Genomic DNA, 23,669 nt, shown 5'->3' with positions numbered 1-23,669 from the left:
CTAAACGCCATCGACTACTTAAAAATTCGTGCCGCGCTTCACGCGCTGCGAGGGTTAAGCCTGGGCTGCCAGGCTCACTTCTTTTGCCACCCGTTCCGTCGCATCAGGGATGGCCGTCGCGCGCGCGCGTTCAGCCATCTCAAGCAATACGTCTCTGTTCCAGCCCGCCAGGGTGGTGGCGACCGCGTCAGCGGTAAATTGTGGCTGCTCAAATATCTTCGCCGCCCCCGCTTTCTCAAGCGGCAGGGCATTCCAGTACTGCTGTCTGTCTTTGTGCTGGAACGGCACAAACAGGGCCGGCAGCCCCGCGGCAGCGATTTCGCTGACCGTTAAGGCACCAGAACGACAAACCACGACATCGGCCCACGCATACGCTGCCGCCATGTCGTCGATAAACTCTGTGACTTTATGCTGCGGCTGCCCCGCCTCGGCGTAAGCCTGCTCGACGGTCTGCTGAGCGCCTTTTCCGCTCTGGTGCCAGAGGGTTACGGCATCTCCGAGCTTTGCAGCAACCTGCGGCATCGTCTGGTTTAAAATGCGTGCGCCCTGAGAGCCGCCGACGACCAGCACACGTACCGGCCCTTCACGGCCCGCCAGGCGAACCTCCGGCAGCGGCAGCGCCAGCACGTCCACGCGTACCGGGTTACCCACCACGTCCGCTTTAGGGAACGCGCCGGGAAACGCCTGCATAACTTTGGTGGCGATTTTCGCCAGCCATTTGTTGGTCAGGCCGGCAATACCGTTCTGCTCATGCAGCACGACGGGAATACCTAACGACCACGCCGCCAGCCCGCCGGGACCAGAGACATAGCCGCCCATACCCAGCACCACATCAGGCTTAAAGCGCTTCATGATGGTGCGCGCCTGACGCCAGGCGTTAAAAATACGCACCGGCGCCAGCAGCATTGCCTTGAGGCCTTTGCCGCGAAGGCCGGAAATACGAATAAAGTCGATCTCGATACCGTGCTTCGGTACCAGGTCGGCTTCCATGCGGTCTGCGGTTCCCAGCCAGCGTACCTGCCAGCCCTGATCCATTAAATGGTGCGCAACCGCCAGCCCCGGGAACACGTGTCCGCCGGTACCGCCTGCCATCACCATTAACCGCTTCGGTTGATTCATCGTGAACCTCGTGTAAACGCCTGGGCTTTTTCCAGACGCGTCTCATAATCTATGCGCAACAACAGCATGATGGCCGTCGACATTATCAACAGACTGGAACCACCATAACTGATCAACGGCAACGTCAGACCTTTGGTCGGCAGCATACCCGCTGCGGCCCCGACGTTAACCAATGCCTGGAAGCTAAACCAGATACCAATTGAGCAGGCCAGGAAGCCTGAGAAGCGGTGATCGATCTCCAGCGCTTTCCGGCCGATGGACATGGCGCGGAAAGCGACGAAGAATACCATTAAAAGCGCTAATACCACACCGATATAACCCAGTTCTTCCGCAATAATGGAGAAGATGAAGTCGGTGTGCGCTTCCGGTAAATACTCCAGTTTCTGTACCGAGTTACCCAGCCCCTGCCCCCAAAGTTCACCGCGACCAAAGGCCATCAGCGATTGCGTCAGCTGATAACCGCTGCCGAACGGATCTTCCCACGGGTTCCAGAATGAGGTCACGCGGCGAATACGGTAAGGCTCGGCGAGGATCAGCAGCACAACCGCTGAAATACCCATCCCGATGATGGCGATGAACTGCCACAGCTTCGCGCCCGCCAGGAACAGCATGGCCAGCGTGGTCACAAACAGCACGACAACGGTACCGAGGTCAGGCTGCGCCAGCAGTAATACCGCCAGCACCAGAATCACGCCCATCGGTTTCAGGAAGCCGCGCAGGTTGTTACGCACCTCATCTACCTTACGCACCAGGTAGTTCGCCAGGTAGCAGAACAGAGAGAGCTTGGTGAATTCCGCAGGCTGAATACGCAGCGGGCCAAAGGCGATCCAGCGCGATGCCCCGTTTACGGAACTCCCCACCACCAGCACGATCAGCAGCATAATGATCGATGCGATCAGCATCGCCGTGCTGTGCCGCTGCCAGAACTCCATCGGCAGACGCAGGGTCACCAGCGCCAGGCAAAACGCCAGGATGATGTAAAGCCCGTCACGCTTGGCGAACAGGAAGGGGTCATTCGCCAGACGCTGCCCAACGGGCATTGAGGCTGACGTCACCATAATAAAGCCGACCGCCGCCAGCCCCATCGTGAGCCAGAACAGCGTGCGATCGTACATGACCAGGCTGTCGTTATCCTTTTGACGAGAGCCCATCACCCAGCCTTTGAGCGCCGCAAACAGCCATGCCAGGATCCCAAATCCTGGCAGACGCGGCATTTTCAGGCGAGGGAGAGATAAACGCATCAGCCTAACTCCTTCGCCAGGCGGGTAAAGACATCACCACGCTGTTCGAAATTCTTGAATTGATCGAGGCTGGCACAGGCCGGAGAGAGCAGCACCATATCACCCGGCTTCACGCGAGGCGCAACCAGCCGCATCGCCTGTTCCATGGTCTCGGTTTGCTCGGCAACCTCAGGGCGCAGTTCAGCCAGCGCGCTGCCGTCGCGGCCGAAGCAGTACAGACGGATGTTATCGCCGGAGAGATACTGCTTAAGGGACGAGAAATCAGCGGATTTACCGTCACCGCCCAGCAGCAAATGCAGAGTGCCGTCAACGTGCAGGCCGTTCAGCGCGGCCTCCGTGCTGCCCACGTTGGTCGCCTTGGAATCGTTGATCCAGCGCACGCCGTTGTGCTCCAGCGCCAGCTGGAAGCGGTGCGCCAGGCCAGAAAACGTGGTTAACGCTTTCAGGCTTGAGGAGCGCGGCAGCCCTACGGCATCCGCCAGCGCCAGCGCCGCCAGGGCATTGGTATAGTTATGCTGGCCGGAAAGCTTCATCTCTTTCACGTTCAGCACTTTCTCACCTTTCACCCGCAGCCAGGTTTCGCCCAGCTGGCGGTTCAGATGATAATCCCCCATGGTGATGCCGAAGCTGATACAGCGATCGTCTGCGCCACGCACCGGCATGGTCAGCGCGTCGTCGGCGTTCACCACGCAGACTTTGGCATTTTCATACACGCGCAGCTTGGCGGCGCGGTACTGCTGCAGACCAAATGGATACCGGTCCATATGATCTTCCGTCACGTTAAGGATCGTCGCAGCGGCGGCGTGCAGGCTGGAGGTGGTTTCCAGCTGGAAGCTGGAAAGTTCCAGAACATACAGTTCACAGCCTTTGTCCAGCAGCATCAGAGCAGGCAAGCCGATGTTACCGCCCACGCCGACGTTCATGCCCGCCGCTTTCGCCATTTCACCCACCAGGGTGGTGACGGTGCTTTTACCGTTAGAACCGGTAATGGCAATAACGGGAGCCTGCGCTTCACGGCAGAACAGCTCGATATCGCCGACAATCTCAACGCCCGCATCCGCGGCGGCGCTCAGCGAAGGGTGCGCCAGCGCCATACCCGGGCTGGCGACAATCAGATCGGCTGCCAGCAGCCAGTCATCATTCAGACCACCAAGGTGGCGTTCAACCTGTTCCGGCAGCTTGTCCAGACCCGGCGGAGAGACACGCGTATCCATCACCCGCGGCGTCACGCCGCGCGCGAGGAAAAAGTCCACGCAGGAGAGCCCCGTGAGGCCCAACCCGATGATAACGACTTTTTTGCCCTGGTAATCTGCCATGATTAACGTACCTTCAGCGTTGCCAGGCCAATCAGCACCAGCATCAGCGAAATAATCCAGAAGCGCACAATCACGCGCGGCTCCGGCCAGCCTTTCAGTTCATAGTGGTGGTGAATCGGCGCCATACGGAAGATGCGCTGACCGCGCAGCTTGAAGGAACCGACCTGCAAAATCACCGACAGGGTTTCAACCACAAACACGCCGCCCATGATCACCAGCAGGAACTCCTGACGCAGCAGTACGGCGATAATGCCGAGCGCACCGCCCAAAGCCAGAGAACCGACGTCACCCATAAAGACCTGAGCCGGATAGGTGTTGAACCACAGGAAGCCCAGCCCCGCGCCGACAATCGCCGTACAGACGATCACCAGCTCACCCGCGTGGCGCAGATAAGGGATGTGCAGGTAGTTCGCAAAATTCATGTTACCGGTCGCCCAGGCTACCAGCGCAAAACCAGCCGCCACAAAGACGGTAGGCATAATGGCGAGGCCATCCAGACCGTCGGTCAGGTTAACGGCGTTGCCGGTGCCGACAATCACAAAGTAGGCCAGCAGGATGTAGAACAGACCCAGCTGCGGCATCACGTCTTTAAAGAACGGCACAACCAGCTCGGTCGCCGGCGTGTCTTTTCCGGCCAGATACAGCGCAAAAGCCACGCCCAGCGCGATCACCGACATCCAGAAATACTTCCAGCGCGCGATCAGGCCCTTCGTATCTTTACGAACCACTTTGCGGTAATCATCGACGAAACCAATGATCCCGTAACCCACCAGAACCGTCAGGACGCACCAGACGTACGGGTTGGACGGGTACGCCCACAGCAGTACGGAAACGACGATCGCCGTCAGGATCATGATCCCGCCCATGGTCGGGGTACCGCGCTTGCTGAAGTGCGATTCCGGACCGTCGTTACGCACAACCTGGCCGAAAGAGAGTTTTTGCAGACGGGCAATCATGCGCGGGCCCATCCACAGCGAGATGAACAGCGCAGTCAGCAGGCTGACGATGGCGCGAAACGTCAGATACGAAAAGACGTTAAAGCCTGAGTAATATTTGACCAAATGTTCGGCCAGCCAAACTAACATGTCCCGTTCTCCTGTAATGCGTGCACAACCTCTTCCATGGCGGCACTACGTGAACCTTTCACTAACACAGTCACAATTTGTTTTTCTGTTATCAATGTTTTAAGGCGTTCAATCAACGCTGCTTTATCGGCAAAATGCTCGCCAACGCCGCTGGCCTGGCTAATCGCCTGGCTCAGTTTTCCTGCGCTCAGCACGCAGTCCAGCCCCGCCGCTTTCGCCGCTTCACCGACCTGGGTATGGCAGGCTTCGCTTTCGTCGCCCAGCTCTGCCATGTCGCCAACCACCATGATGCGGTAGCCCGGCATTTCCGATAGCACCTGCACCGCCGCCGTCATTGAGCCAACGTTCGCGTTGTAGGAGTCATCCAGCAGCAGCTTGTTTTCCGAAAGCGGAATCGGGAACAGACGCCCCGGCACGGCCTTCAGGTTCGCCAGCCCGGCTTTGATCGCCTCATGCGGCGCGCCCACCGCCGTCGACAGCGCCGCCGCCGCAAGGGCATTGGCGATGTTATGACGACCCGGCAGCGGCAGCAGCACATCCATGCCGCCCGTTGGGGTCGTGAGGGTGAACTCCGTGCCGTGCGACGTCACATGGATATTGGTCGCGGTAAAATCACTGTTGGCCGCATTCGGCGAGAAGCGCCAGGTTTTACGCGCCCCAATGATGCTCTGCCAGTTCAGCCAGTCGTTGTTATCGGCGTTCAGAATGGCGATACCGTTTTCCGGCAGGCCGGTGTAAATCTCGCCTTTCGCTTTCGCCACGCCTTCCAGCGAACCAAAGCCTTCCAGATGCGCCGCCGCGAGGTTATTCACCAGCGCCGCCTCCGGGCGTGTCAGGCTCACGGTCCAGGCGATTTCGCCCTGGTGGTTTGCCCCTAACTCGATCACCGCATAGTCGTGCTCTTTGGTCAGGCGCAGTAACGTCATCGGCACGCCGATGTCATTATTGAGGTTGCCCGCGGTATAAAGCGTGTTGCCGCACTGGCTGAGGATCGCCGCCGTCATCTCTTTCACCGACGTTTTGCCCGATGAGCCGGTCAGCGCGACGACGCGCGCAGGCACCTGCTGACGAACCCAGGCAGCCAGCTCGCCGAACGCGAGACGCGTATCTTTCACCACAACCTGCGGCAGATCGACATCAAGCTTGCGGCTGACCAGCAGCGCACCCGCGCCGTTTTCTTTGGCCTGCTCGGCAAAATCATGCGCGTCAAAACGTTCGCCCTTCAGCGCCACGAACAGACAGCCTGCGGTGACTTTACGGGTGTCCGTCGTCACGGCATCAATGGTCAGGTCTTGCCCATGCAGGTCGCCGTGCAGCAGCGCAGCGGCCTGGCTTAATGAGAGGCTAATCATGCGACGACTCCCAGCAGGCGAGCTGCCGTTACGCGATCCGAGTAGTCCAGACGGCGATTGCCAACGATCTGATAATCTTCATGGCCTTTGCCCGCCAGCAGAACCACATCGTTTTCTTTGGCCTGCATGATGGCGTTGGTCACGGCTTCCGCACGGCCTTCCACGACGCGCGCGCGGCCCGCGTCCAGCATGCCCGCCAGGATGTCATTAATGATGGCGCGCGGCTCTTCCGTACGCGGGTTGTCATCGGTAACAACCGGAATATCCGCAAACTGCTCCGCAATCGCGCCCATCAGCGGGCGCTTGCCTTTGTCGCGATCGCCGCCGCAGCCAAACACGCACCAGAGCTTACCGGTACAGTGCAGGCGCGCCGCTTCCAGCGCTTTCTCCAGCGCGTCCGGCGTGTGGGCATAATCAACCACAACGGTCGGCTTGCCCGGCGCGCTGAACACTTCCATGCGGCCACAAACCGGCTGCAGACGCGCTGAGGTTTTCAGCAGTTCCGCCATCGGATAACCCAGCGCCAACAGCGTCGCCAGCGCCAGCAGCAGGTTGCTGACGTTAAACGCCCCCATCAGGCGGCTTTCAATTTCGCCTTCACCCCAGGAAGAGGCAAAGCGAATGGTCGCCCCGCTGTCGTGATAGTTCACCTCAACCGCCTTCAGCCAGCGGCCGTGGCAGTTAGGATTGATATGGTCTTCCATCGACACGGCAACCGCATCCGGCAGCTTCGCCAGCCAGCGGCGTCCGACTTCATCGTCGGCGTTGATGATCGCCTGACCACAGTGGTGAGTGGAATAGAGCAGCCATTTCGCGGCTTCGTAATGCTCCATATCACCATGATAATCAAGATGATCGCGGCTCAGGTTGGTAAACACGGATGCCGCAAATTTCAGCGCCGCGACGCGGTGCTGTACCAGACCGTGTGAAGAGACTTCCATTGCGGCAAAGGTTGCGCCCTGCCCTGCCAGACCGGCAAGCACGTGCTGGACGTCAACCGCCGAGCCGGTGGTGTTTTCCGTCGGGCTCACTTTGCCCAGCAGGCCGTTGCCCACGGTTCCCATCACCGCACCGGTTTCACCCAGCAGCTGGGCCCACTGCGCCATCAGCTGCGTGGTGGTGGTTTTTCCGTTGGTGCCCGTTACGCCAACCAGACGCAGCTGGTTGGAAGGTTCGTGATAAAAACGTCCCGCCAGCGCGGAAAGACGCTCGTTCAACTGGCTGAGATAGATAACCGGCACGCCGTGCATTTCACGGATCTCACCGTCGGTTGCCTCATCTTTAGCCTCAGCAATAATGGCAGCCACACCTTGCGCAATCGCCTGCGGGATATAACGACGCCCGTCCGCCTGATGACCGACCACCGCCACAAAAAGATCGCCAGAAGCCGCTACGCGGCTGTCCAGAACCATCTCTCGCAGTGCTCGCTCCGGTGCGTTTGGCACCCACGGAGCGAGAAGGTCGCGCAAATTACGATCTGCCACCTGTACCCTCGCCTTGATTAATTACAAATTCACTTTTTTCGCCCGTCGCCAGCGCATCCGGTTCAATGTTCATGGTGCGTAACACGCCGCCCATGATGGCCCCGAACACGGGCGCGGAGACGGCGCCGCCGTAGTATTTACCCGCCTGTGGATCGTTAATTACGACCACCAGCGCAAAACGCGGATTGCTTGCAGGCGCTACGCCTGCGGTATAGGCAATGTATTTGTTGATGTAGCGGCCGTCTGGCCCCACTTTTTTCGCCGTACCGGTTTTAATGGCGATGCGGTAGCCTTTAATGGCCGCCTTCACGCCGCCACCGCCGGGCAGCGCCACGCTTTCCATCATGTGAACAACGGTACGGACGGTCGATTCCGGGAAAATACGCTCACCGGGAACCGGTGGATCAACTTTGGTAATCGACAGCGGACGATAAACGCCATAGCTGCCGATCGTTGCGTAGACTCGCGCTAACTGTAACGGGGTTACCATTAGCCCGTAGCCGAAAGAGAAGGTGGCCCTCTCTATGTCAGACCACCGTTGTTTTTGAGGATATAAGCCACTGCGTTCTCCGACCAACCCCAAATTGGTCGCCTTTCCAAGCCCAAAACGTGAGTAAGTCTCTACTAACGCTGAGGACGGCATCGCTAACGCCAGCTTAGAAACGCCGACGTTACTCGACTTCTGCAACACCCCGGTCAGGGTCAATTCGCTATAACGTGCCACGTCTTTGATTTCGTGACCGTTAATTCGGTAAGGAATGGTATTCAGTACGGTGTTTTCATTCACGATACCGCGCTGAAGTGCAGTCATGACCACCATCGGCTTAACGGTCGAGCCCGGCTCGAAGACGTCGGTGATGGTTCGGTTACGCATCACATCCTTCTGCGTACCGGTAAGATTGTTTGGGTTGTAGGACGGGCTATTGGCCATCGCCAGCACTTCCCCCGTGTTGACATCGACCAACACGGCACTGCCCGATTCCGCCTTGTTAAAGGCCACGGCATTGTTCAGCTCGCGGTAAACCAGCGCCTGCAGACGTTCATCAATGCTTAGCGCAAGGTTGTGCGCCGCCTGGCTGTCCGTTGAAGAGATATCTTCAATGACGCGGCCATAGCGATCCTTACGCACGATACGTTCGCCCGGCTGGCCGGTAAGCCATTTATCAAAGCTTTTTTCAACGCCCTCAATCCCCTGACTATCAACGTTGGTGAAGCCAATGAGGTGAGCAGTCACTTCGCCGGAGGGATAGTAACGACGGGATTCTTCACGCAGATGAATGCCCGGCAGCTTCAGTTTTTTGATGTAGTCCGCCATGTCAGGGTTCACCTGACGCGCCAGATAGATAAAACGCCCTCTCGGGTTTGTATTCACGCGTGACGCCAGCTGGTCCAGCGGCATCTTTAGCGCATCGGCAAGCGCCTTCCAGCGGTTATCCAGCGTGATCCCGCCCGCGTCATGTAGCTCTTTCGGATCGGCCCAGATCGCCTTCACCGGCACGCTCACCGCCAGCGGACGGCCAGAGCGGTCGGTGATCATCCCGCGGGATGTCGATACTTCCTGGACGCGCAGAGAGCGCATGTCGCCCTGGCGCACCAGCATGTCAGGGGCGACGATTTGCAGCCACGCCACGCGTCCCAGCAGAAAACCCAGAGCGAGTAAAATGCAGCCGCAAAGCAGCGCAAAACGCCAACTGATAAAGTTGGCCTGTTCTTCCTGACGTTTTGGTTTTAGCGTTTTTGCCGCTGCTTTCATGCGTCGCGTTTTCCCTTATTTTTGTACTACGATATTTTCCTGTGAAGGATCAACATGCTGCAGCTGCAGCTTTTCCGTTGCGATCCGTTCAACCCGGCTGTGATCGCCGAGCGCGTTTTCTTCAAGGACCAGATTTCGCCATTCAATATCCAGCGCATCGCGTTCCAGTACCATCTGCTCGCGTTGCGCAGTCAATAAACGTGTATGGTGGGCGGTGGTCACCACCGTCACTGCCGTGACAATGATGCAAATGAACAGACAGAGTGGCAGTTTCCCAAACCGCAAAAGATCGTCGCCGATCACGCCAGGCAAGGCATGGCGCTCGTTGCTTCCTAACGAATCCTTAACTTTGCTTAGGGTCTCTGTCACTCTGCCGATCATGCGTTCGTCCTCTCTGCAACACGCAGCACTGAACTACGGGCGCGTGGATTCTCTGCCACTTCTTCTTCGCCCGGCATCAACTTGCCTAGTGCTCGCAACTGACGGCCACCCAGCTTCCTGAGTTGTTCTTCCGTCATCGGCAGCCCCGCTGGTACCTGTGGACCGCGGCTTTGTTCACGCATAAAGCGTTTCACAATACGGTCTTCCAGCGAATGGAAGCTGATGATGGATAACCGCCCACCCGGGGCCAGCACGTCGAGCGAGCTTTTTAGCGCCAGCTCTATTTCCTCCAGTTCACTGTTTACCCAGATGCGAACCGCCTGGAAGGTACGGGTCGCGGGATGTTTGTGCTTATCCTTCACCGGTGTCGCCGCCGCGATCACCTCGGCCAACTCTTTGGTACGGGTCATGGGCTCAATGCGATTGCGCTCAACGATGGCGCGCGCAATGCGTTTGCCAAAGCGCTCTTCGCCAAACGTTTTGATGACCCAGGCAATATCGGCTTCATCAGCGGTCTGTAACCACTCCGCGGCAGACTGACCGCGCGTCGGGTCCATTCGCATGTCCAGCGGGCCATCACGCATAAAGGAGAAACCGCGTTCAGCATCATCAAGTTGGGGTGAAGAGACGCCAAGATCGAGAAGAATCCCGTCGATCTTGCCCGTCAGGCCGCGCTCGGCAACGTAATCCGCGAGCGCAGAGAAAGGTCCATGCACGATGGAAAAGCGTGGGTCATTGATGGTCTGCGCAACGGCAATAGCCTGCGGATCGCGATCGATTGCCAGCAGACGCCCTTCCTCTCCAAGCTGAGAGAGAATCAAACGCGAGTGACCACCGCGACCAAACGTGCCATCAATGTAGATGCCATCCGGACGAATATTCAGACCGTTCACGGCCTCGTCCAGTAACACCGTTTTATGTTTATAATTTTCCATCATATTTATAGAGACAAGTCCTGCAGCCGTTCCGATAATGTCGCGGAATCAGACTGCTCAGCGTCGATATCTTCCTTGACCTGTTGATACCAGGTCGTTTCATCCCACAGTTCAAACTTGTTGAACTGCCCGACCAGCATCACTTCTTTGGTCAGACCGGCATGTTGCCGCAACACAGGGGCAATCAGTAATCGCCCTGCGTTATCCATCTGACATTCACTGGCATGTCCCAATAACAGCCGCTGCACGCGGCGTTCCTGCGGGTTCATGCTCGACAGTCGCGACAGCTTTTGCTCAATAATTTCCCATTCGGGCAAGGGGTAAAGCAGCAGGCAGGGGGAGTTAATGTCAATGGTGCAAACCATTTGACCCGCAGCGTTCTCAATCAGCCGGTCGCGGTATCGGGTTGGTACCGATAAACGTCCTTTGCTGTCGAGATTGACTAACGTAGCTCCACGGAACATGCCAGTCACACCCCTCCTCACCACTTTAACCCACAAATTCCCACCTAAAGGAGTTTACGGAGCGAGGGAAAAGCTTGTCAAGCCAGGACTCTCCCTATAAGGACTCGAAAGCCCTCTATTTACAGAGATAAACAACCCTGGTTAATAACTGCACAACTGGCGAGGCAAAATTAACGTTATGAATATTTGTAAGAAAAAAACCGAATATGCACACTAGCGTTAAGGCTCACTCAATATCATCGCAGATAAATATAAAGTGTCAGTTTGCGACGCGGGCAGCATTTTATGACAGATTCCCAGGGGATAACAGCGCCAGATTCACCCAGGCGCGCGGTAAGCGCGGCGGTTGCCACGTAAGTTGGCAAAGGCGAAGGAAAAACGTCTGAATATTCATCGCCCGAAGAGGGTTTGTAACAAATTAATACAAATAGTGCCGTTTAAAATTGCCCGCACGTTCTTTAAATGGGCAATTTAAAGGCCAGAATGAATTAAGAAAATAGGTAATAACGATCCCGCAAGAATTATCCTAATTTCTCTCCGGGAATTATCTGTACGAGTCATCGCAACAAAATGGGGCAGTTTTCGCTGCCCCGTCGTTTCATTTTTGGCGGCTTAAAATTCCGCGATGGTAGAGATTACGTTTGATACGCGTCAGGCCCGGCTTCGGTTTGCGCGGCTCATCCAGGCTTGCCAGCACAATCTCAAGCACGCGTTCAGCCACGTCGCGGTGGCGCTGTGCAACCGCCAGCACCGGGCACTGAAGGAAGTCGAGCAGCTCGTTATCCCCGAACGTGGCAATCGCCAGGTCGGAGGGCAGTTTACCTTCACGGCGTAAGGTCACATCCATGACGCCCTGCAGGAGCGCAAATGAGGTGGTAAACAGCGCCTGAGGCATCGGGTGCGTTTCAAGCCATTTCTCGAACAGCTGCGCGGCTGCTTCGCGCTCGTAGCTGTTGGCGTAGAGATAGTGCACCTCGCGCGGATCGTCTTTCCAGGCGGTTCTGAACCCCTGCTCACGCAGGAAGCTCACGGAAAGCTCGGGCAGCGCGCCAAGATACAGCACCGTTTCAGCAGGGAAGGTTCTCAGCTCCGCGGCCAGCATTTCGGCATCATCCTGATCCGCCCCCACGACGCTGGTGAAGTGCTCGCGATCGAGCGCGCGATCCAGCGCAACGATTGGGAACGCGTCGTTCGCCCAGCGCTGGTAAAAAGGATGCTCTGGCGGCAAAGAGGTCGACACGATGATGGCATCCACCTGGCGCTGGAGCAGATGCTCAATGCAGCGCATCTCGTTGTCGGGCTGGTCTTCCGAGCAGGCAATCAGCAATTGATAGCCGCGCTGGCGCGCCTGACGTTCAAGATAGTTGGCGATACGGGTATAGCTGGTGTTTTCGAGGTCAGGGATCACCAGACCAATAGAGCGGGTGCGCCCGGCACGCAGGCCGGCAGCGACAGCATTCGGATGGTAGTTATGCTCACGAACCACCGCCATCACTTTTTCAACGGTCTTGTCGCTGACACGGTACTGCTTTGCTTTACCGTTAATCACATAGCTGGCCGTTGTTCGTGACACGCCGGCTAGCCGGGCGATTTCATCCAGTTTCACAATTGCCCCTTAAAAAAAGAAAAGAGTCCATGGCCCTGTCAAGGTTATGGTTAAATCTTTTAACATCTAAACGCAGAAAAGCCTTCGCGGCAACCGCTTTTGTTTACGTTGTCGGCTGATTACGCAAAAAAAAGCCCGGCTTTGGTGACCGGGCAGAAAGAGGCGAACCTTTTTGACAACTAACGCATGATTTTCTCGCCGCGCGACAGGCCGACGACACCCGATCTCGCGACTTCAACAATTTTTGCGACATCCCGCACGGACGCCAGGAAAGCATCCAGCTTGTCGCTTGTCCCGACCAGCTGAACCGTATAAAGAGAGGGCGTGACGTCGATAATCTGTCCGCGGAAAATATCCGCATTGCGTTTGACTTCTTCACGTCCGTAGCCGCTGGCCTGAATTTTTACCAGCATAACCTCACGCTCAACGTAAGCGCCCTGCCCCAGCTCGCTCACGCGGAGCACGTCGACCAGCTTATGCAGCTGTTTCTCAATCTGCTCAAGCACTTTGGCATCGCCGACGGTTTGGATCGTCATGCGCGACAGCGTCGGGTCTTCCGTCGGGGCAACGGTCAGGCTTTCAATGTTATAGCCGCGCTGCGCAAAAAGGCCAATGACGCGCGACAGTGCGCCAGACTCATTTTCCAGTAAAATAGATAATATCCGGCGCATATCAGGTTCTCTCCGTTTTGCTTAACCACATTTCATCCATACCACCACCACGAATATGCATCGGATAAACGTGCTCGGTCCCATCAACAATCACATCCATAAAGACGAGGCGGTTGTTTTTAACGTGCTCAAGCGCCTGGGCGAGCTTCGTTTCCAGCTCAGCCGGATCGGCCACCCGCATGCCTACGTGGCCGTAAGCTTCAGCAAGACGAACAAAGTCCGGCAGCGATTTCATGTAGGACTGGGAATGACGGCCAGAGTAGATCATATCCTGCCACTGCTTAACCATGCCGAGATACCCGTTATTCAGGTTCAGCACCAGCACCGGCAGCTCATATTGCAGCGCGGTAGACAGCTCCTGAATGTTCATCTGAATGCTGCCATCACCGGTCACGCAGACGACGGTTTCATTCGGCAACGCCAGCTTCACGCCCAGCGCGGCGGGCAGGCCAAAGCCCATGGTGCCTAAACCACCGGAGTTGATCCAGCGTCGCGGTTTATCAAATGGGTAATACAGAGCGGCAAACATCTGATGCTGCCCGACGTCTGAGGTCACATACGCCTCACCTTTCGTCAGGCGCCACACCGCCTCAATGACCGCCTGTGGCTTAATGTTTTCACTTTGCGCGTCATATTTCAGGCACTGACGCGCGCGCCACTGTTCAATCTGCTGCCACCAGTCGCGGATCTCATCCAGCGGCTGAGCCGTGCTTTCGTGGGTCAGCAGATCCAGCATTTGCTCCAGAACCTGACGGGCATCTCCGACAATCGGCACATCAGCCGATACCGTCTTTGAAATTGACGTAGGATCGATATCAATGTGCAGTACGGTGGCGTTCGGGCAATACTTCGCCAGGTTGTTGGTAGTGCGATCGTCAAAGCGCACGCCGACGGCAAAGATGACATCGGAGTGATGCATCGTCATGTTGGCTTCATAGGTCCCGTGCATACCCAGCATACCCAGCGCCTGACGGTGGGTCGCAGGGAATGCCCCCAGCCCCATCAGTGACGACGCCACGGGCAGATTAAGCTTTTCAATCAGTTCACGAAGCTGGACTTCACAGGCCGAGCTTATTGCGCCGCCGCCGACATAGACCACCGGTTTTTTGGCGGCCAGCAGCGTCTGCAGCGCCCGCTTGATCTGACCTTTGTGCCCCTGCGTTGTGGGGTTGTAGGAACGCATGCTGACCGAGTCCGGCCAGACGTAAGGCAGCCTGTTTGCCGGGTTCAGGATATCTTTCGGCAGATCGACCACCACCGGTCCCGGGCGTCCACTTGCCGCCAGCCAGAAGGCTTTTTTCAGTACGCCGGGGATGTCTTCGGTTTGCTTGACCAGGAAGCTGTGCTTCACAACGGGACGCGAAATCCCGACCATGTCGCACTCCTGAAACGCATCGTAGCCAATCAGTGAGGTTGCCACCTGCCCGGAGAGGATCACCAGCGGGATGGAGTCCATATACGCTGTCGCAATGCCGGTAATAGCGTTTGTCGCGCCGGGGCCGGAGGTGACTAACACCACGCCCACTTCACCCGTCGCACGCGCCAGGCCGTCAGCCATGTGAACCGCCGCCTGCTCGTGACGCACCAGAACATGGTCAATGCCCCCTACCGTGTGCAGCGCATCATAAATATCGAGGACCGCACCGCCAGGGTAGCCGAACACTTGCTTTACGCCCTGATCGATCAGCGAGCGAACGACCATTTCCGCGCCAGACAACATCTCCATGCTTTGCCTCCAGGCATTTTGTTATAGACGGACTGCCGAATTCATTTCCGCACCGTCTTACGATTGGACTAAACCAATCTTATATTTTGCAGAGTGTTCTTTACCTTAACCGCTCGTTATGAGGCAGGCAATTAGCAAACCCGGAGAGATAAACGGTGCGTAAAGCAGAAAAAGCAGCCGTTAAGAGAAGATATGGTTATTTCGTCTGGGAAGAGAGGATGGGGTGATAAATCATCGCTGAAAAGCGCGACAATGCAGGAAATCATCTATTTTTACGCGCCGGAGAGCCGCCCGAAAAAAAACATCGCAGAATAAAATAGCAGTTATCTAAAAGAACTCAGGATAAATCGCATGAGACAATGCAATTTATCCTGATACGTTTACCGGCGACAGATGCTAACCAGCAATTCTTCCATCCACTGATGCCCTTTATCCCGGCCCGCCGCTTCGTGCCAGGAAAGATAACAGGTACGGCTATTGAGCTTGAGCGGCAGAGGCAAAATTTGCAGATTCAAAGGGTCAGAAAACTCTTCTGCCAGCCAGCGCGGCGCAATCGCTACCAGCTGTGTCTGGGAGACCACGTTTAATACGCTCACCATAGCCATGCCCTGATACGCCACGCTCGCCTGTTTGTCCGCCGTCTCATACCACGGCAGGCTAAAGGAAGCATATCTGTCGAGGGCAACCACGGCGTGCTGCTCGTTATAAACGTCGCTTTCGCGCAGCGGAGAATTCAGGCGCGGATGCTTTTTACTGGCGACCAGAACCATTTCATCTTTAAACAACGGTACGCAGGAAAATTCAGGTCGACGGAACTCTTCATACCCAAGAACGAATTCTATCTCCTGATAGCGTAACTGGTGCTCCGTGTTTTGATTCAGGGATGATTTAAAAACCAGATTGATATTGGGTGCGATCTCTTCAACTTTATTATAAATAACCGACGTTAAATAATTATCTAATGGGCTACAGACGCAAAGATGGAATACGCGCTCGCTGCTTAAGGGTTCAAAGCCCGATCCCGGCAGCTCATTTTGCACCAATTGCAGCGCCTGGCGGATAGAGCCGAACAGCTGAAATGCACGCGCCGTAGGCTGGATCCCTCTTCCGTAGCGGACAAATAATTCGTCGTTAAACATGACTTTAAGTCGGGCAACGGCATTACTCACGGCAGGTTGTGACATCCCCAACGTTTGGGCTGCGCGGGTGATGTTTTGCTCCTGCATGACCGCATCAAATACCGTCAGAAGATTAAGATCCACCGTGCGTAACTGCGGTTTAATCCCATCAGTAGCTTGAGGTTGTTTAATATTATTTTCTGGCACTTCTGACTCCACTGTCACGCTACACTTCCTTTGCCGCCGTACGGTAAAAATCTCGGAAAATATGATTTATCATGCAAATACGATCAGCGAAAGAGAATTATTTAAAATTCGGAATATATAAAGACGCTATATTAACGAAATCTAAAGAGCGCAAATGATATGTTTGACTTTAGGATTTAAATGAAACCATAAACCAAACAAATACACAATTGCCGTCAGGTTAATGATGACTTAAGTATTATTAAACTGTTAACGCTGTCGACCAGCCGTGCGTTAACAACCTGTTATCTCCCTTCGCTTTTCAGCATTCTGGAATAGATTCACTATAATTATAACTTAATGATATCAAAACCCTTTACGCCAAAGGCCTCCACGCCGGGACAGTTTACGCATTTTTAAAGAATTATATTTATCTCTTTCTGCAACTCTTTTCTTAAGTCCAAAATTAGACAATTCGTCGGCCCATGAAAGCAAAAACCAGCACAATTAGCTAAAGTAAATACCCTGTCGATTCCTTCTGTCGGGCCCGTTTTCATCCTCAGGGGTTGACATGAATGTCCGTATCCAGTACCACTAAAAGCATATTGAATTTAACGGAGCACGATTCATGATTCGCACCATTCGTTTCACCGGTCTACTACTACTAAACGCATTCACTGTGCGCGGTAGACTGGCGGGCGAAATTCAGCGTTGAATCGTCACCAGTAAGACTAAAAACCCGCGCCACTGCGCGGGTTTTTTTATGCTCGTAGCAAGGCGCCCTAAGACTGACAAGGACCTAACCCATGAGCCAGCAAGTCATTATTTTCGATACTACTTTACGTGACGGTGAACAGGCATTACAGGCAAGCCTGAGTGTAAAAGAGAAACTGCAGATTGCGCTGGCTCTCGAACGTATGGGTGTCGACGTGATGGAGGTCGGTTTCCCGGTCTCGTCCCCGGGTGATTTCGAATCCGTCCAGACCATCGCGCGCACCATTAAAAACAGCCGCGTGTGTGCCCTGGCACGCTGCGTAGAGAAAGATATCGACGTTGCCGCCGAGTCGCTGAAAGTCGCCGAAGCGTTCCGTATCCACACCTTTATTGCGACCTCGCCTATGCACATCGCCACCAAGCTGCGCAGCACGCTGGATGAGGTGATTGAGCGCGCGGTCTACATGGTTAAGCGTGCGCGCAACTATACCGATGACGTTGAATTCTCCTGTGAAGATGCGGGCCGTACGCCAATCGAAGACCTGGCGCGTGTGGTAGAAGCCGCCATCAACGCGGGCGCAAAAACCATCAACATCCCGGACACCGTCGGCTACACCATGCCGTTTGAGTTTTCCAACATCATCACCGGCCTGTATGACCGCGTACCCAACATTGATAAGGCAATTATCTCGGTCCACACCCACGATGATTTGGGCCTGGCCGTCGGCAATGCCATCGCCGCAGTCCACGCCGGCGCGCGTCAGGTAGAAGGCGCGATGAACGGAATCGGCGAGCGCGCGGGCAACTGCTCGCTGGAAGAAGTGATCATGGCGATCAAAGTGCGCAAAGACATTATGAACGTGCACACCCGCATCAATCACAACGAAATCTGGCGCACCAGCCAGACCGTCAGCCAGATTTGCAACATGCCTATTCCGGCGAACAAAGCGATTGTCGGTACCGGCGCCTTCGCGCACTCCTCCGGTATTCATCAGGATGGCGTGCTGAAAAACCGTGAAAACTACGAAATCATGACCCCGGAATCCATCGGCCTGAACCAGGTGCAGCTGAACCTGACCTCCCGCTCCGGCCGCGCGGCGGTGAAGCACCGCATGGAAGAGATGGGTTACAAGGACAGCGATTACAACATGGATCAGCTGTACGACGCGTTCCTGAAGCTGGCCGATAAAAAAGGTCAGGTCTTCGACTACGACCTGGAAGCGCTGGCCTTTATTAACAAGCAGCAGGAAGAGCCAGAGCACTTCCGTCTGGATTATTTCAACGTGCAGTCCGGATCCAGCGACATCGCTACCGCCTCGGTCAAACTGGCCTGCGGCGAGGAGATTAAAGCGGAAGCAGCGAACGGCAACGGCCCTGTCGATGCCATCTATCAGGCGATTAACCGCGTCACCGAGTACGACGTTGAACTGGTGAAATATGACCTGACGGCCAAGGGCCACGGCAAAGATGCGCTGGGTCAGGTGGATATCGTGGTCAATTACAACGGCCGTCGCTTCCACGGCGTGGGCCTGGCGACAGATATCGTCGAATCCTCCGCGAAAGCGATGGTGCATGTTCTGAACAACATCTGGCGCGCCGCCGAAGTCGAAAAAGAGTTGCAACGCAAAGCTCAGAATAAAGAGAACAACAAGGAAACCGTGTAATGTCGAAGAATTACCATATTGCCGTGTTGCCGGGTGACGGTATTGGCCCGGAAGTGATGGCACAGGCGCTGAAAGTACTGGAAGCCGTTCGCGCACGTTTTGCGATGAAAATCACCACCAGCCATTACGATGTGGGCGGTATTGCCATTGATAACCACGGTACGCCATTGCCGAAAGCCACCGTTGAAGGCTGCGAAAATGCCGATGCCGTGCTGTTTGGTTCCGTGGGTGGCCCGAAATGGGAGCACCTGCCGCCAGCGGAGCAGCCTGAACGCGGCGCGCTGCTGCCGCTGCGTAAACATTTCAAGCTGTTCAGCAACCTGCGTCCGGCGAAGCTGTATCAGGGTCTGGAAGAGTTCTGCCCGCTGCGCGCCGATATCGCCGCCAACGGTTTCGACATTCTGTGCGTGCGTGAGCTGACCGGCGGGATCTATTTCGGTCAGCCAAAGGGGCGCGAAGGCAGCGGTCAGCATGAAAAAGCGTTTGATACCGAGGTGTATCACCGTTTCGAAATTGAACGTATTGCCCACATCGCGTTCGAGTCGGCACGTAAGCGCCGCCACAAAGTCACCTCCATTGATAAAGCGAACGTGCTGCAGTCTTCCATTTTGTGGCGCGAGATCGTCAGTGAAGTGGCTAAGCAGTACCCGGACGTCGCGCTGTCACACATGTACATCGACAACGCAACCATGCAGCTGATTAAGGATCCGTCCCAGTTTGACGTCCTGCTGTGCTCCAACCTGTTCGGCGACATTTTGTCAGACGAGTGCGCGATGATCACCGGCTCCATGGGCATGCTGCCCTCCGCGAGCCTGAACGAAGAAGGCTTTGGCCTGTACGAACCCGCGGGCGGCTCTGCGCCGGATATCGCAGGTAAAAACATCGCCAACCCGATTGCGCAGATCCTCTCCCTGGCCCTGCTGCTGCGCTACAGCCTGGATGCAGGTGATGCAGCAACCGCAATTGAAAACGCCATTAACCGGGCGTTAGAAGAAGGCGTCCGTACCGGTGATTTAGCACGCGGCACGGCGGCAGTCAGTACTGATGAAATGGGCGACATCATTGCCCGCTATGTCGCAGAAGGGGTGTAACCATGGCCAAAACCTTATATGAAAAGTTGTTTGATGCGCACGTTGTCCACGAGGCGCCAAACGAAACCCCGCTGCTGTACATTGACCGTCATCTGGTGCACGAAGTGACCTCTCCTCAGGCGTTTGACGGCCTGCGCGCGCACAAGCGTCCGGTACGTCAGCCGGGTAAAACCTTCGCGACGATGGATCACAACGTTTCAACCCAGACCAAAGACATTAACGCCTCGGGTGAGATGGCGCGTATCCAGATGCAGGAGCTGATTAAGAACTGCAACGAGTTTGGCGTAGAGCTTTACGACCTGAACCACCCTTATCAGGGCATCGTTCACGTGATGGGGCCGGAACAAGGGATTACCCTGCCGGGCATGACCATCGTCTGCGGCGACTCCCATACCGCAACGCACGGCGCGTTTGGCGCGCTGGCGTTCGGGATCGGTACGTCCGAAGTGGAACACGTTCTGGCGACGCAGACCCTGAAGCAGGGCCGCGCCAAAACCATGAAGATTGAGGTTAAGGGTAAAGCCGCGCCGGGGATCACGGCGAAAGACATCGTGCTGGCCATCATCGGCAAAACCGGCAGCGCTGGCGGTACCGGGCACGTCGTTGAATTCTGCGGCGACGCCATTCAGGCGCTGAGCATGGAGGGTCGTATGACCCTGTGCAACATGGCGATTGAGATGGGCGCCAAAGCCGGTCTGGTCGCACCGGATGAAACGACCTTCAATTATGTGAAGGGCCGTCTGCACGCGCCAAAAGGTCAGGATTTTGACGACGCGGTCGCGTACTGGAAAACCCTGAAAACCGACGATGGGGCAACGTTTGATACCGTCGTCACCCTGCAGGCAGAAGAGATTGCACCTCAGGTGACCTGGGGCACCAACCCGGGCCAGGTGATTTCCGTCAACGACGCCATTCCCGATCCGGCCTCCTTCGCCGATCCGGTCGAGCGCGCCAGTGCGGAAAAAGCGCTGGCCTATATGGGGCTGAAGCCCGGCGTGCCGTTGACCGATGTTGCCATTGATAAAGTCTTTATCGGTTCCTGCACCAACTCCCGTATCGAAGATTTACGCGCTGCGGCAGAGATTGCCAAAGGCCGCAAAGTGGCGCCCGGCGTGCAGGCGCTGGTGGTTCCTGGCTCCGGTCCGGTGAAGGCCCAGGCGGAAGCCGAAGGTCTGGATAAGATCTTTATCGACGCGGGCTTCGAGTGGCGCCTGCCTGGCTGCTCCATGTGTCTGGCCATGAATAACGATCGCCTGAACCCGGGCGAGCGCTGCGCCTCTACCAGCAACCGTAACTTTGAAGGCCGCCAGGGCCGCGGTGGGCGCACCCATCTGGTCAGCCCGGCAATGGCCGCCGCCGCGGCCGTCACCGGCCACTTCGCCGATATTCGCAGCCTGAAATAAGGAGACAATCATGGCAGAGAAATTTACCCAACATACGGGCCGGGTTGTCCCGCTGGACGCCGCGAACGTCGACACGGACGCGATCATTCCTAAACAGTTCCTGCAAAAAGTGACGCGTACCGGTTTTGGCGCACACCTGTTTAACGACTGGCGTTTCCTGGACGACAAAGGCGAAGTGCCTAATCCCGAATTCGTTCTGAACTTCCCGGAATATAAAGGCGCCTCCATCCTGCTGGCGCGGGAAAACTTTGGCTGCGGCTCATCCCGCGAGCACGCGCCGTGGGCACTGACCGACTACGGTTTTAAAGTGGTGATTGCGCCGAGCTTCGCGGATATCTTTTACGGCAACAGCTTCAACAACCAGCTGCTGCCGGTGACGCTGAGCGATGAGCAGGTCGATGAGCTGTTTGCGCTGGTTAAGGCGAATCCGGGCATGGCGTTTGAAGTGGATCTGGAAGCGGAAGTGGTGAAAGCCGGGGACAAGACCTACAGCTTCAGCATTGATGCGTTCCGCCGTCACTGCATGCTGAACGGACTGGACAGCATTGGCTTAACGCTCCAGCACGACGCGGCAATTGCCTCCTACGAACAAAAACAACCTGCGTTTATGAGATAATGCTCCGGCCTGCAGTGCACGCTGCAGGCCGCACTTTACGCTCGTCCCCTCTCATTCTGTCACTGCTTCCAACATTTAGCGGATAAAGACGTTATATTTAATGTCAATTTAATATTCCCTGCGCAGAATACTCGCTCAATCAGTTTGTAGCGGAAATCATCATGGAAAAGAAAAATGGCAATGAGTCTCATCTCCGTTCGCGAGAAATACATAAATGCACATTAGTGAGCGTGATAATTAATATTATACTCACCGGCTTTCAGATACTTGCAGGATTATTTTCCGGCTCGCAAGGGTTAATTGCTGATGGGATTCATTCTCTTTCCGATTTATCCTCTGATTTTGTTGTTCTGATTGCGAATAAAAAAAGTCATAAAGCCTCTGATATCGATCACCATTACGGTCATCTGCGTTTCGAAAACGGTGCGAAGCTCATTATTGGCGCTATTCTGCTGCTGGTGGGCGTTGGGATGCTGTGGTCCGCAGGCAATAAACTGCTTCACCCCGAGACCCATCAGCTGGTGAAAGGGGCCGCCTTGTGGGTGGCAATACTGGCGCTGGTGGTGAAGGAAAGTTTATTCAGATACATGTTCGCCACGGGAAAACGCATTCAGTCCTCGCTGCTGATTGCCAACGCCTGGCATGCCCGCTCTGACGCCGCGTCGTCCGTGGTTGTCGCTATCGGCATTGCCGGAAATTTACTCGGTTTTCACGCAATGGACCTGGTTGCGGCTCTGATTGTCGGCATCTTCATCGCCCATATGGGCTATAAATTCTCTGCCGATGCCCTGCACGATCTGATGGACCGTTCGCTTGAACCCGAACTGGAAAACGATATCAAAACGTGCCTGCTCTCAACCGAAGGCGTCACCGGACTCCATGACTTAAAAACCCGCAAGATGGGCGATTTAGCTCTCGTCGATGTTCATCTCGAAGTGAACGGCGAATTAAGCGTAAAAGAAGGGCATCAGATTGCCGTCAATGCCAGAAACAAGGTGATGCAAAAGTTTAAGGTGCTGAACGTCATGACGCATATTGATCCTGCCCAGTAACCGGCACGCATAAATACAGCGTGACGCACCCGCTAGTTAAGGTTTCGTTAATTAATCTGCGTCACACTGCATCGCATCAGCTCTCTCATTATTGAGGTAAAAAGCGATGAACCCAACAATACGCGATACGCTTCCCCATAAAGAAACGCCTTTTCTTCGCGTGCTGCACATTGTTGTGGCCGTGCTGGTATTAGCGCAAATAATTAATTCCAATTTTACCGAAAGCGAAGCCCTCCACGAATCCGGGCTGAACGGAATTGTTACCTGGATCCACGTTATCTCCGGATTTGGTTTAATTTTTTGCGGCATTGCCATGTTGGCATGGATGTTAACCCAGCGCGGATTTAAGTATTACTTCGCCTGGCTGGCGCTGGATTTTCGCGGAATCGTTGACGATATTCGTACCCTCACGCAGCGTCAGCTTCCCGACGCGCATGCTGGCGGGATGGCGGCCACGGTGCAGGGTCTTGGCGTGCTGGCGCTGCTGGGCGTGGCACTCTGCGGCGCAGCCTGGTTCGTGCTGAACGCCACGCTCGGGCCGGTGTCGCCCGTCACGGAATCCGTCCTGGGTTTGCATAAATTCCTGACGGTCTTTATTGAGACCTATTTCTGGGCACACGGCTTCATGGGCCTCGTCCACATGTATCTGACGCTACGCGCACAGCGCAAATATCAGTATTCAGAATAAAAGG

21 protein-coding genes are annotated in these 23,669 nt (G+C 55.7%); 7 read left to right on the top strand and 14 right to left on the bottom strand.

Annotated elements, in window-relative coordinates; genetic code table 11:
- Positions 1–54 precede the first annotated feature (54 nt).
- From murG to leuO, 14 genes are all read right to left on the bottom strand, one after another.
- The gene (gene murG / locus ACMWKK_RS03465; RefSeq protein WP_045327723.1) at positions 55–1,119 is read right to left on the bottom strand and encodes an undecaprenyldiphospho-muramoylpentapeptide beta-N-acetylglucosaminyltransferase; all 1,065 of its coding nucleotides are present in this window, start codon (positions 1,117–1,119) and stop codon (positions 55–57) included.
- Positions 1,116–2,360 (bottom strand): cell division protein FtsW, encoded by a 1,245-nt coding sequence (ftsW, locus tag ACMWKK_RS03460; protein WP_045327720.1) that lies wholly within the window; start codon positions 2,358–2,360, stop codon positions 1,116–1,118. Before ftsW ends, murG begins: the two co-directional genes overlap by 4 nt.
- On the bottom strand, positions 2,360–3,676 hold the full coding sequence (gene murD, locus ACMWKK_RS03455; RefSeq protein ID WP_112781162.1) for a UDP-N-acetylmuramoyl-L-alanine--D-glutamate ligase: 1,317 nt from the start codon (positions 3,674–3,676) through the stop codon (positions 2,360–2,362). Before murD ends, ftsW begins: the two co-directional genes overlap by 1 nt.
- Before the next feature lie 2 nt (positions 3,677–3,678).
- Positions 3,679–4,761 (bottom strand): phospho-N-acetylmuramoyl-pentapeptide-transferase, encoded by a 1,083-nt coding sequence (mraY, locus tag ACMWKK_RS03450; RefSeq protein WP_008501985.1) that lies wholly within the window; start codon positions 4,759–4,761, stop codon positions 3,679–3,681.
- Positions 4,755–6,113 (bottom strand): UDP-N-acetylmuramoyl-tripeptide--D-alanyl-D-alanine ligase, encoded by a 1,359-nt coding sequence (murF, locus tag ACMWKK_RS03445; RefSeq protein WP_112781161.1) that lies wholly within the window; start codon positions 6,111–6,113, stop codon positions 4,755–4,757. Before murF ends, mraY begins: the two co-directional genes overlap by 7 nt.
- Positions 6,110–7,597 carry a UDP-N-acetylmuramoyl-L-alanyl-D-glutamate--2,6-diaminopimelate ligase gene (gene murE, locus ACMWKK_RS03440; RefSeq protein WP_112781160.1) on the bottom strand — a complete coding sequence of 496 codons (1,488 nt, stop codon included), beginning with the start codon at positions 7,595–7,597 and terminating at the stop codon, positions 6,110–6,112. The genes murF and murE overlap by 4 nt, the downstream gene beginning before the upstream one ends.
- The gene (locus tag ACMWKK_RS03435) at positions 7,584–9,350 is read right to left on the bottom strand and encodes a peptidoglycan glycosyltransferase FtsI (RefSeq protein WP_029741225.1); all 1,767 of its coding nucleotides are present in this window, start codon (positions 9,348–9,350) and stop codon (positions 7,584–7,586) included. The genes murE and ACMWKK_RS03435 overlap by 14 nt, the downstream gene beginning before the upstream one ends.
- 15 nt (positions 9,351–9,365) lie before the next feature.
- Positions 9,366–9,731 (bottom strand): cell division protein FtsL, encoded by a 366-nt coding sequence (gene ftsL / locus ACMWKK_RS03430; RefSeq protein ID WP_406542744.1) that lies wholly within the window; start codon positions 9,729–9,731, stop codon positions 9,366–9,368.
- Positions 9,728–10,669, bottom strand: a complete 942-nt coding sequence (rsmH, locus tag ACMWKK_RS03425; protein ID WP_021240527.1) for a 16S rRNA (cytosine(1402)-N(4))-methyltransferase RsmH — start codon at positions 10,667–10,669, stop codon at positions 9,728–9,730. Before rsmH ends, ftsL begins: the two co-directional genes overlap by 4 nt.
- Before the next feature lie 2 nt (positions 10,670–10,671).
- Positions 10,672–11,130 (bottom strand): division/cell wall cluster transcriptional repressor MraZ, encoded by a 459-nt coding sequence (gene mraZ / locus ACMWKK_RS03420; RefSeq protein WP_032642561.1) that lies wholly within the window; start codon positions 11,128–11,130, stop codon positions 10,672–10,674.
- A gap of 598 nt (positions 11,131–11,728) precedes the next feature.
- Positions 11,729–12,736, bottom strand: a complete 1,008-nt coding sequence (gene cra, locus ACMWKK_RS03415) for a catabolite repressor/activator (protein WP_032644059.1) — start codon at positions 12,734–12,736, stop codon at positions 11,729–11,731.
- Positions 12,737–12,915: 179 nt separating this feature from the next.
- Positions 12,916–13,407, bottom strand: coding sequence for an acetolactate synthase small subunit (ilvN, locus tag ACMWKK_RS03410; RefSeq protein ID WP_406542743.1), 492 nt, complete (start codon positions 13,405–13,407; stop codon positions 12,916–12,918).
- Position 13,408: 1 nt separating this feature from the next.
- Complete coding sequence (ilvI, locus tag ACMWKK_RS03405; RefSeq protein ID WP_112781159.1) at positions 13,409–15,133, bottom strand: acetolactate synthase 3 large subunit; 1,725 nt, start codon at positions 15,131–15,133, stop codon at positions 13,409–13,411.
- 380 nt (positions 15,134–15,513) lie between these two features.
- On the bottom strand, positions 15,514–16,476 hold the full coding sequence (gene leuO / locus ACMWKK_RS03400; RefSeq protein WP_274533062.1) for a transcriptional regulator LeuO: 963 nt from the start codon (positions 16,474–16,476) through the stop codon (positions 15,514–15,516).
- Positions 16,477–17,065: 589 nt separating this feature from the next.
- On the opposite strand from leuO, the gene leuL reads away from it, so the two are divergent.
- The 7 genes from leuL (at position 17,066) to ACMWKK_RS03365 (ending at position 23,665) form a co-directional block, all read left to right on the top strand.
- Entirely contained in the window at positions 17,066–17,152 is an 87-nt protein-coding gene (leuL, locus tag ACMWKK_RS03395; RefSeq protein ID WP_071787438.1) for a leu operon leader peptide, read from the top strand.
- 91 nt (positions 17,153–17,243) lie between these two features.
- Positions 17,244–18,815, top strand: a complete 1,572-nt coding sequence (gene leuA, locus ACMWKK_RS03390; protein WP_045327712.1) for a 2-isopropylmalate synthase — start codon at positions 17,244–17,246, stop codon at positions 18,813–18,815.
- On the top strand, positions 18,815–19,906 hold the full coding sequence (gene leuB, locus ACMWKK_RS03385) for a 3-isopropylmalate dehydrogenase (RefSeq protein ID WP_023310385.1): 1,092 nt from the start codon (positions 18,815–18,817) through the stop codon (positions 19,904–19,906). Before leuA ends, leuB begins: the two co-directional genes overlap by 1 nt.
- Before the next feature lie 2 nt (positions 19,907–19,908).
- Positions 19,909–21,309 carry a 3-isopropylmalate dehydratase large subunit gene (gene leuC, locus ACMWKK_RS03380; protein ID WP_045327710.1) on the top strand — a complete coding sequence of 467 codons (1,401 nt, stop codon included), beginning with the start codon at positions 19,909–19,911 and terminating at the stop codon, positions 21,307–21,309.
- Between the two features lie 10 nt (positions 21,310–21,319).
- Positions 21,320–21,925 carry a 3-isopropylmalate dehydratase small subunit gene (gene leuD, locus ACMWKK_RS03375; RefSeq protein ID WP_045327709.1) on the top strand — a complete coding sequence of 202 codons (606 nt, stop codon included), beginning with the start codon at positions 21,320–21,322 and terminating at the stop codon, positions 21,923–21,925.
- 161 nt (positions 21,926–22,086) lie between these two features.
- Positions 22,087–22,977 (top strand): cation diffusion facilitator family transporter, encoded by an 891-nt coding sequence (locus tag ACMWKK_RS03370; RefSeq protein WP_112781158.1) that lies wholly within the window; start codon positions 22,087–22,089, stop codon positions 22,975–22,977.
- A 106-nt stretch (positions 22,978–23,083) separates the two neighbouring features.
- A complete protein-coding gene (locus ACMWKK_RS03365; RefSeq protein WP_112781157.1) occupies positions 23,084–23,665 on the top strand; it encodes a cytochrome b/b6 domain-containing protein in 582 nt (193 codons plus the stop codon).
- The last annotated feature ends 4 nt before the right edge of the window (positions 23,666–23,669 follow it).

The sequence above is a fragment of the Enterobacter sp. 01-M-03-SI-ECC genome, from assembly GCF_047530215.1.
Lineage (GTDB): Bacteria > Pseudomonadota > Gammaproteobacteria > Enterobacterales > Enterobacteriaceae > Enterobacter > Enterobacter chengduensis.
Note: the sequence above shows the minus strand (reverse complement) of the source record. Positions and strands in the feature narration are given on the sequence as shown.